Annotated in this window: 7 protein-coding genes; 2 read left to right on the top strand and 5 right to left on the bottom strand. The window is 68.6% G+C overall.

All coding sequences use genetic code 11. The features are described 5' to 3' along the window. Positions 1 to 808: YiiX/YebB-like N1pC/P60 family cysteine hydrolase (locus tag MLE43_RS08140; RefSeq protein WP_243303148.1), on the bottom strand; the 808-nt coding region annotated here is incomplete at its 3' end. Between the two features lie 19 nt (positions 809 to 827). Then, positions 828 to 2,276, bottom strand: a complete 1,449-nt coding sequence (locus tag MLE43_RS08135) for an NADH-quinone oxidoreductase subunit G (protein ID WP_243303146.1) — start codon at positions 2,274 to 2,276, stop codon at positions 828 to 830. 287 nt (positions 2,277 to 2,563) lie between these two features. Here MLE43_RS08135 and purH point away from each other — a divergent pair, with 287 nt between their 5' ends. Then, positions 2,564 to 4,108 carry a bifunctional phosphoribosylaminoimidazolecarboxamide formyltransferase/IMP cyclohydrolase gene (purH, locus tag MLE43_RS08130; protein ID WP_243303145.1) on the top strand — a complete coding sequence of 515 codons (1,545 nt, stop codon included), beginning with the start codon at positions 2,564 to 2,566 and terminating at the stop codon, positions 4,106 to 4,108. A 96-nt stretch (positions 4,109 to 4,204) separates the two neighbouring features. After that, entirely contained in the window at positions 4,205 to 6,826 is a 2,622-nt protein-coding gene (alaS, locus tag MLE43_RS08125; protein WP_243303144.1) for an alanine--tRNA ligase, read from the top strand. 60 nt (positions 6,827 to 6,886) lie between these two features. Here the strand turns inward: alaS and MLE43_RS08120 are convergent, their stop codons facing one another. Genes MLE43_RS08120 through MLE43_RS08110 form a run of 3 tightly spaced genes read right to left on the bottom strand, consistent with a single transcriptional unit; the run spans position 6,887 to position 9,118 of the window. Further along, complete coding sequence (locus MLE43_RS08120; RefSeq protein WP_243303143.1) at positions 6,887 to 7,867, bottom strand: hypothetical protein; 981 nt, start codon at positions 7,865 to 7,867, stop codon at positions 6,887 to 6,889. Positions 7,868 to 7,878: 11 nt separating this feature from the next. Beyond that, a complete protein-coding gene (locus tag MLE43_RS08115) occupies positions 7,879 to 8,748 on the bottom strand; it encodes a DUF5777 family beta-barrel protein (protein WP_243303142.1) in 870 nt (289 codons plus the stop codon). Positions 8,749 to 8,761: 13 nt separating this feature from the next. Beyond that, positions 8,762 to 9,118, bottom strand: a complete 357-nt coding sequence (locus MLE43_RS08110; RefSeq protein ID WP_243303141.1) for a c-type cytochrome — start codon at positions 9,116 to 9,118, stop codon at positions 8,762 to 8,764. Positions 9,119 to 9,122 lie beyond the last annotated feature (4 nt).

Below are 9,122 nucleotides of genomic sequence, written 5' to 3'. Positions count from 1 at the left end.
CGCCAAGGTGGTGAAGAAGTAGGCCCCGGTCCTCGCCGCCGGAATGCGGGCGCCCCCCGGCCCCCGCTTTCGTTGGAGGGGCCAGGTTGACCTTCAGCACGTCGAAGTTGGCGCTGAGGTCGAAGTCACGGGGCATGATGTAGCTCGGGTGGCGGGCGATCACGGGGTGCGTGCCGGCTTCGGCGGCCTCGTTGACCAGGGGCTGCACGGGAAAACCCACCCGGTAGAAGGCCTTGGCGATGAGAGCCGAGCAGATGACCTCGCGGCTGCTGGAGCTGCCCAGATACAGGGGCCGGCGCCGCCAGCGGGCCGGCAGCAGATGGACCGGGGTGAGGTAGCGTCCCAGGTCGAAGATGTTCCGCCGGTCGTAGCGCAGCCCCAGGTGCCGCAGCATCTCGGCCACCACCTGTTCCAGGTCCGCGGCCGCAAGACCCAAAGGGCGGCAGATCCGCAGGTTGTGGTCCGCGTACCAGGCCACCGGCTTCACCTGCACTCCTTCCGCCATGTCGCTTTCCAGGACCAGGTAGGGGGCCTCCGTGCCGTACCGATCCAGGGCCGCCTCGGCCTGGGGCCCGCCCCGGCGCAGCAGGGCATCGCCGATGTACATGGCGGCATGGCTCCAGGAACTCTGGCTGAGGGTCATGATCATGCGGCTGATGCGGGACTTGCCCTCCACCAGCACTACGTCCCCGGGGCGGAGCCCTTCGCGCAGCCGCGCCACGTCATTGGGCACGCGTCGCTGGTAGCTGGGCAGCTCGGCCGTGAGGTAGCCGACCAGCCCCCGAGCCAGCGTGTCCTGGAGGAACATGGGTCCCTCCCGTTCTCCGCTAGACGGCGGCGGGGACGGCGGCCAGTTCCTTCGCCCAGGCGGGGACGGTGCGGACGCCCTTGGGCGCCTGCAGGGCCTTCTGGTAGCGGCGGAGCTCGCCTTCGTGGTTGACGATGAAATCACTCTCTTCGGCGTAGCTGGTGATGGGCAGCCAGGCCGTGGCGGCGCGGCCCAGGTCCGAGGGCTCCACCTCGAAGGCCAGGCTGAAGGCCGCAGCCTTGAGGATCTGGCCCAGCAGCTCGGTCTCCTTGGCACTGGTGAAGGCGGCGTCGTGCAACAGCACCACGGCCTTGACCTCGCCCTTCTGCACCTTGGCCAGCAGCTCCTCCAGGGCGCCGAAGCGGAAGCCCCGCTCCGTGAAGCCGCGCCGGTTGAGGATGCCGTCCTCGCTGGTCTGGTACTTGGGCAGCACCACGGGGATGGTCTTGTCGCCGCTGCCGTAGCGCAGGCTTTCGGAGGCCGCCAGGTCACCCAGACGCTGGGCCGTGTCGCAGCCGAAGGTGCCCTGGCCGATGACCGCCACCGGCCCCGCGGCCGACAGGGCCTCGCGGATGGCGTCGGACGAGGCCGGCGCACCCTTCAGCAGGGGCGCGGGAACCCCGGCCTGCCGGTTGTAGTGCACGTAGGCGTAGCGCTCCGCGTCGCTGATGAAGTGCGTGGTCTCCTTGCCTTCCAGGGGCCGGGGGCGGAAGCGGTGGATCTGGTTGGCCTCGTGGTCGATCCAGATGGGATTGCCCAACGCCGAGTGGCGGCTGATGGAGGGCGTGTTCTTGAGGTACCACACGCGCTTGCGGAAGCGGAAGTCACGGCTGGTGAGGGCGCCCACGGGGCAGAGGTCGACCACGTTGCCCGCGTAGGGGTTCTGGTCGAGCGACTTGCCCGTGTAGGTGGTGACCTCCAGGCGGGAGCCGCGATTGGCCACGATGAGCTCGCCGCCGCCGCTGATCTCGCGGGTGAAGCGGACGCAGCGGGTGCAGTGGATGCAGCGGTTCTTGTCGATGACGATCTTGGCGCCCAGATCCTCGTAGCGGTAGCGGCGCTTCACCTCGAACATGCGGGAATCGCCGCTGCCGTAGTGGTACGAGTAGTCCTGGAGCTTGCACTCGCCGGCCTGGTCGCAGATGGGACAGTCCAGCGGGTGGTTCATGAGCAGGAATTCCATCACGCCGGCGCGCGCATCGGCGACCGCAGGCGTGTTGGTGAAGACCTCCATCACCACGGCCTCGGGGTTGTCCTTGGGCGCCGGCGGAACGGTCGTCGTGCAGCTGGTGGCGAGCTTGGGCTGGCCCTTGATCTCCACGAGGCACATGCGGCAGGTGGCCACCGGCGTCAGCGCCGGATGGTAGCAATAATGGGGGATGTCGATGCCCGCGGTGCGGCAGGCATCCAGCACCAGAGTGCCGGGGTTCACGCTCAGTTCGACATCGTTGATCTTGATCGTCGGCATGGGCCCACTCCAGGCTTTCCAGAATGGGGCTTGGGACGCTGGAGGTAAAGGTGGACGCCTCAGCCCCTTCCGCCCTCCCCAGCCCTTCGGGACAGGCCGAAGTCCAGGGAATCCGCCACATCCGGCGGGTCCCGGTCCCCTGTGGCGGGGATCACATTCGGGCCGGCCACCGGTACCGGGAGTTGTCTGCCACCCACCCTGGGATCGGCCTGCGGACTCCGGACGGGAGATCCGGCCCTTCCGAAAGGCCTCTGGGCATGGGAAAATCAAGGGTTCAGGGGGCGGACATGCCGACGGCATTGATCTCGGTGTATGACAAAACGGGGCTCATGCCCCTGGCCAAGGGCCTGCTGGCCCAGGGCTGGCGAATCCTGGCCACCGGGGGCACCCTCCGGGCCCTGCAGGAGGCGAAGCTGGAGGCCCTGGAAGTGGCCACCTACACCGGCGCCCCGGAGTGCTTCGACGGGCGCGTCAAGACCCTGCACCCCCGGATCCACGGCGGCCTCCTCTACCGGCGCGACCTGCCCGAGCATGTGACGGATGCCAAGGCCCAGGGCATCGAGCCCATCGATCTGGTGGTGATCAACCTCTACCCCTTCGAGGCCACCATCGCCCGCGAGGGGGTGACCCCCGCCGAGGCCATCGAGCAGATCGACATCGGCGGCCCCAGCATGATCCGCAGCGCCTCCAAGAACCATGCCTCGGTCACGGTGCTGACCAGCCCCGACCAGTACGAGCCCTTCCTCGACAAGCTCAAGGCCGGCACCTGGGGCCTGGAGGATCGCCGCCGCTGCGCCCTGGAGGCCTTCCGGCGGACCGCTGCCTACGATGCCGCCATCTCCGGCTGGATGGAGCGGCAACTGACCCAGGGCAAGTCCACGGACCTGCCCCACCACCTCTGCCTGAACCTCGTGCAGAAGCAGGGCCTGCGCTACGGCGAGAACCCCCACCAGGCCGCGGCCTTCTACGTCGAGCCCGGTCGCAAGGTGGAGGGCATGGCCGCCTGCCAGCAGCACCAGGGCAAGGAGCTCAGCTTCAACAACCTGCTCGATGCCGATGCCTGCGGCCGCCTGGTCTGGCAGTTCCCCGCCCCGGCCTGCGTCATCGTGAAGCACAACAACCCCTGCGGCGTGGGCCAGGGTCCCCACGCGCTCGAGGCCTTCATGCGAGCCCAGGCGGGCGACCCCATCAGCGCCTTCGGCGGCATCGTGGCCTTCAACCGACCCGTGGGCGTGGAAGTGGCCCGCGTCATGGCCCAGAACTTCTGGGAGGTGATCCTGGCCCCGGCCTTCACGGGCGAGGCCCTGGAGGTCTTCGCGGCCAAGAAGCAGCTGCGCATCCTCCAGACCCCGGATCACTGGCCCCAGAGCGCCGAGGGCCTGGACGCCCGCTCCATCGGCGGCGGATACCTGGTGCAGCGGGCGGACGATGGTTTCGTCCCCTTCGAGGACTGGGAGGTGAAAGCCACCGGCTCCGGCACGAAGCCCCGGACCGAGGATCTGATGCTGGCCCAGCGGGTGGCCAAGGCTGTGAAGTCCAACGCCATCGTGCTGGTGAAGGATGGCGCCACCGTGGGCATCGGGGCCGGCCAGATGAGCCGCGTGGATTCCGTGGAGATCGCCTGCCGCAAGGCCGGAACCCGGACCCACGGCGCCGTGCTGGGCAGCGATGCCTTCTTCCCCTTCGCGGATGGCCTGGAGCTGGCCGCCAGCCACGGCGTCACCGCCTTCGTGGAACCCGGCGGCAGCCTTCGCGACAACGAAGTGATCGCCGCCGCCCAGAAACTCGGCGTGTGGCTCTTCTTCACCGGCATGAGACACTTCAGGCACTAACGGATTCACCACCAAGGCACCAAGACACCAAGAACTGCTTGGTTTTTCTTGGTGTCTTGGTGTCTTGGTGGTTCGCTTTATCTTTTCGGGTATCCCATGAAAACTTCTGAACTCCGCCAGCGATTCCTGCAGTACTTCGAGCGCCAGGGGCACCGGCGGGTGGCTTCCAGCGCGGTGATCGGGCCGGCGGATGATCCCACGGTGATGTGGACGAACTCGGGGATGATCCAGTTCAAGGATGTCTTCCTGGGCAAGGAGAAGCGGGACTACAGCCGCGCCACCACCAGCCAGAAGTGCCTGCGCGCGGGCGGCAAGCACAACGACCTGGACCAGGTGGGCTTCACGGCCCGCCACCACACCTTCTTCGAGATGCTGGGCAACTTCAGCTTCGGGGACTACTTCAAGGCCGACGCCATCCGCTTCGCCTGGGAGTTCGTCACGGGCCCCGTGGACCAGGGCAACCTCGGGCTGGATCCCGCCCATCTCTGGGTGACCGTCTTCGAAGGCGCCGACGGGGTGCCCGCGGACACCGAGGCCGAGGAACTGTGGAAGGCCGCCGGCGTGCGGCCCGACCGCATCATGCGGTTCGGGAAGAAGGACAACTTCTGGCAGATGGGCGACACGGGCCCCTGCGGCCCCTGCTCCGAGATGCACTATGACCGGGGCGCCCACCTCCCCGGCGATGCCACGCCCAACGGCGAAGGCGACCGGGTCATGGAGATCTGGAACCTGGTCTTCATGCAGTACGAGCGCGACGCCAAAGGCGTCCTCACGCCGCTGCCCCGGCCCAGCATCGACACGGGCATGGGCCTCGAGCGCACGGCCAGCATCCTGCAGGGTGTGGACACCAACTACGAGATCGACCTGTTCGAGCCCATCTTCGAGGCCATCTGGAAGGCCGCGAAGGTGAGGCCGGAAGAGCGCCGGGACCACGCGAACCGCACCGCCTCCCAGGTCATCGCCGACCACATCCGCGCCGCCACCTTCATGTGCTTCGACGGTGTGGTGCCCAGCAACGAGGGCCGCGGCTACGTGCTGCGCAAGATCGTGCGCCGGGCCCTGCGCTTCGGGCGCAAGCTGGGCATCGAGGGGCTCTTCTTCGCCGACCTGGCACCGGCGGTGGCCCAGGCCATGGGCGACCAGTACCCCGAACTGCTCGGCGAGCTGGGCCGCATCCAGAAATCCCTCCACCGCGAGGAGCAGCAGTTCAGCCAGACCCTGTCCACCGGCCTCAAGATCCTCGAGGCCAGCGACGTTGCGGGCGGGAAACTGGCTGGCGCCGACATCTTCCGCCTCTACGACACCTACGGCTTCCCCGTGGACCTGGTGGAGGACTGGTGCCGGGAGCGCGGCATCGCCGCCGATCTGGAGGGTTTCCAGCAGGAGCTGAACGCCCAGCGCACCCGGGCCCGGGCCGCGATGAAGGCCCACGACCTCCGGCTGGCCGGCGACTTGGCCGTGCTGGCCGACCTGCCGCCCACCACCTTCACGGGCTACGAGCACCTCGAGGGCCAAGCCCACGTGGTGGCCCTGTTCGATGCGGCCTACCGCCGCGTCCAGCAACTCAGCGGTGAGGGCTTCGTGCTGCTGGACCGCACCCCCTTCTACGCCCAGTCCGGCGGCCAGGTGGGCGACACGGGCCAGCTGCGCTTCGAGGGCGGGCATGCGGAAGTGCTGGACTGCACGGCCCCGGCCCAGAAGCGGCACCTGCACAAGGTCGTGGTGACCGGCCTCCTCCTGGAGAACACCTCCGTCACGGCCCTGGTCCACCCCATCCGGCGCCGCCGGGTCCGGGCCCACCACACAGCCACGCACCTGCTGCACGCCGCCCTCCGCGAGGTGCTGGGCACCCACGTCAAGCAGGCCGGCAGCGTGGTGGACGAGCACCACCTGCGCTTCGACTTCACCCACTTCGCCCCCCTGGAACCCGAGCAGATCGCCGAGATCGAGCGCCTGGCCTCCCGGCAGGCCCTAAAGTCGGTGCCCACGAGCGTCAACGAGATGGACATCGAGGAGGCCCTGATTTCCGGGGCCATGGCCCTCTTCGGCGAGAAGTACGGCGATGTGGTGCGCGTGGTGCAGGTGCCCGGCTTCTCCACCGAGCTCTGCGGCGGCACCCATGTGGCCAACACCGGGGAGATCGGCGTGGTGAAGATCATCTCCGAGGGCGCCGTCGCCGCGGGTGTGCGCCGCATCGAGGCCGTGGCGGGCGAGATGGCCCTGGAGCTGCTCCAGGCCGACGAGGCCATGATCCACGGCCTGTCCCGCCAGGCCAATGCCGCCCGGGAGATCCTGCCCGAGCTGCTCACGGCCAAGGATCAGCGCATCGCGCAGCTGGAGCGGGAGCTCAAGGAGGCGAAGCTCAAGGCCGCCAGCGGCGGCGGCAGCGCCGAACAAGTGGAGCAGGTGAAGGGCATCACCCTGGTCACGGCCGCCGTGGAAGGGCTGGAGGGCAACGCCCTGCGCGAGTTCATGGACCAGGTCCGCACCCGGCACCCCAGCGCCATCATCGTCCTGGCCTCCAAGGCCGCCGAGGACAAGGTGGCGGCCCTGGTCTCCGTGTCGACGGGCCTGCCCTACGACGCCGGCGCCCTCTTCAAGACCATGCTGCCGGCCCTGAACGGCCGGGGCGGTGGCAAGAAGGACCTGGCCCAGGGGGGCGGCACCAACCCCGCCGGCCTGCCCGAGGCCTTCGCCGCCCTGCGCGCAGCGCTGTAGCCCAGCCAGGCTTCAAGAATGCACCGGCCCGGCGCCGCGGCGGCGCCGGGCCGGATCTGGTCAGGGCGCGGGAGCCGGGCCGCCCTTCCCGTGGCACCCCAGGCAAGCCGCCAAGTGGGGATCGGGGCTCCGCCAATAGACGCTGTCCTGGCCACCCACCTCGCCCCGGAGGGCCTCCGGCACCCGCGGCCAGTAGAAGGTGAAGGCCGCACTGCCGTCGGCCTTCACCTCCCTCATGTAGAGGGGGCCGGGTTCATGGCTCGGCTTGCCCTTGCGGTCCTCGAAGGTGGACAGCACGGCGTAGGCGCCCGGAGGCAGGGGCTTCTCCGCCCGGTAGGCGTCGATTCCCGAGGCCGTGATCCAGATGCGCTGCCAGCGGTTCCCGTGGGCCTTGCTGGGCGCCGGTTCCGAGCCAAGGGGCTCCAGGCTTGCGTAGTCCAGGGCCCGGATGGGCAGGTCTGCTTCGACATCCGCCCGCTTGGCGGCGTCCGCCTCCGCGGCGGCCCGGTTGGTCTCCTCGTTGCCGAAGACCATGATGCCGCCCAGCTTTCCGCTGAGTCCCCAGCAGCTGAGCCAGAGGATCCCCAGGAGGAGCGGCCCTGCGCCCACGCCCCGTTCCCAGAACCGCCGGCCCCCGCGCCTTCGGTGCCCGGCGCCCTCGGGCGCATCGAGCCGCCGCCAGGCGCGCCAGAGAAGCCAGAGGCAGAAGCCCCCGATGAAGAAGCCGCTCACGGCCGCCAGTTCATGGACCTGCAGGATCCGCTGCAGCACCTGCTTCTGGGAGGCCATCGCCGGGAAATACGCCGTGGGGGGGATGAGCGCGATCTGACGCCCCCACAGCAGGCCGCTGACCAGGGCCACCGTGCTTCCCAGCCATCCGGCGAGGGCGAGGAAGAACGAGGTGCCGGTCCATAGGCGGATATGCCGGGGATGGAAGGAAGCCAGCATCGCCACCGGCAGCACGGCGATCAGGCCGAGGGGGATGTGGACGAAGGCTGGGTGTTCCCGGGCGACGAGGTCGAGCAGGGGCGCGGTGGACACAGTCGGCGGCCTCAGAAAACGCGAACCACGTTGAAGCCGATGGACCACTGCGAGGAGGGACGGGGGCCGCCGCCGTAATCCCCGCTCAAAACCTGGTTCGGGGTGGTGCCCGGAACGTTGGTGCCGATCAGGGTGAAGCGGTGCTTGAACGTCTTGTAGGACACCCCGGCCGCGAACCCCTGCTGGTACGTCGTGCCGTCCGTGATGCCCCCCGGCGCGGCCTTGGAGAACTTGGAAGGCCGCGGGTAGTACTCACCCATGAAGGAGAACTTCTCCGTGAAGCCGATGCGCAGGCCCAGCCCCACATTGAACACCCCCCCGGTGTTGGGGGTGGTGTTCGGCGTGGCCCCGGGCGGCACCGCCAGGATCGTATCCGTGGTGGTGGTCTTGGTGATGTAGGCCGGCACCACCGAGAAGATGATGTCATCCGTGAGGAAGATCTCCGTGGGCACCTGGAAGACGGCGCCGACGACGCCCACCTTCCCGATGGGGGTCAGGGTCGACTTCACCACCTCGTCGAAGCGCTCCACCCGGACGGCCAGGCGCACGCGATCCAGGTTCAGAACCTGCTGCTGCAGGCCGAAGGTGAACGTCTTGTTGTCGGCCGTGCGGTAGATGAAGGCGTTCAGACCTGGAACCGGCTTGATCCCGAACGTGAATCCGAGCCCGGCATAGGTGTAGCCGTCCAGGCCATAGACATCCTTGCCATGGTCCTTCACGGGCGTGACGAAGCGATGGGTGAAGGCGAGGCCGATGTCCCAGTACTGCATCCGCTCGGCCGTGGGGAGGTTGATGGCCAGCGGATAATCGGAGGCTTCGGCCTGGAGCGCGCCCCCGGCCAGGAGCGCGCACATGAGCGTGGTGAGGGTCTTTCCGGGCATCGGACCTCCTGCTTCAGCGCTTGGCGGCGAACTTGCGGACGATCTCCGTGATCATCTTCTGAGCGTCAGCCTCGGTCATCTTGTCTTTGAAGGCCGGCATCTTGTCCTTGCCCTGCATGGTGACCTTCACCCAGTCGCTGTCCTTCTTCTTGTTGGCCTTGCGGCTGTCGGTGAAGTCGAAGCCGGCGTCCGGGAGCGGCTTGCCGCTGTTGTCCCGGCCGTTGCCGTTGACGCCGTGGCAGCGCGCGCAGGCGTCCGTCCAGTACTTCTGGAGATCACCGCCCTGGAACTTGGGCAGGTCTTTGGCCGGGTCTCCGGCGATCAGCGTGGCGCCGGCGAGCAGGAGGAGGGGGAGGAAGGCGCGGCTCATGGGG

Source organism: Geothrix oryzisoli (genome assembly GCF_022808865.1).
Classification (GTDB): Bacteria; Acidobacteriota; Holophagae; order Holophagales; family Holophagaceae; genus Geothrix; species Geothrix oryzisoli.
The sequence above is the reverse complement of the archived record's forward strand: the minus strand, read 5'-3'. Positions and strand labels throughout refer to the sequence as shown.

Coding starts and splice junctions, on each gene's coding strand:
- MLE43_RS08110 (WP_243303141.1), bottom strand. CDS start 9,118: ATGAGCCGCGCCTTCCTCCCCCTCCTCCTGCTCGCCGGCGCCACGCTG.
- alaS (WP_243303144.1), top strand. CDS start 4,205: ATGAAAACTTCTGAACTCCGCCAGCGATTCCTGCAGTACTTCGAGCGC.
- MLE43_RS08115 (WP_243303142.1), bottom strand. CDS start 8,748: ATGCCCGGAAAGACCCTCACCACGCTCATGTGCGCGCTCCTGGCCGGG.
- MLE43_RS08135 (WP_243303146.1), bottom strand. CDS start 2,276: ATGCCGACGATCAAGATCAACGATGTCGAACTGAGCGTGAACCCCGGC.
- purH (WP_243303145.1), top strand. CDS start 2,564: ATGCCGACGGCATTGATCTCGGTGTATGACAAAACGGGGCTCATGCCC.